Source organism: Natrialba aegyptia DSM 13077 (assembly GCF_000337535.1).
Taxonomy (GTDB): Archaea; Halobacteriota; Halobacteria; order Halobacteriales; family Natrialbaceae; genus Natrialba; species Natrialba aegyptia.
Window position 1 is genome coordinate 1 of record NZ_AOIP01000001.1, and the last position, 248, is coordinate 248.

A 248-nucleotide genomic window follows, 5' to 3' on the forward strand; every position below is an offset into this window, starting at 1 on the left:
GCCGTAGGGGAATCTGCGGCTGGATCACCTCCACAGACCGGGACTGGGGCGATGCCCCAGCCCACCTACAGTCCACGTTCGGTTACAGCAGCCGTCCGCCGAACCGAGCGGGCACCTTTGAACTACCAAGGCTTACATCTCGCTCCCGATGGCTCAAACGAGCCATCGGGGTGGGCCCATAGCTCAGTGGGAGAGTGCCTCCTTTGCAAGGAGGATGCCCTGGGTTCAAATCCCAGTGGGTCCATATC

At 61.7% G+C, this 248-nt stretch carries 1 tRNA gene; it reads left to right on the plus strand.

The annotated features are described in order from the left end of the window. Positions 1-172: 172 nt before the first annotated feature. Positions 173-244, plus strand: a tRNA-Ala gene (locus tag C480_RS00005). Positions 245-248: the final 4 nt, after the last annotated feature.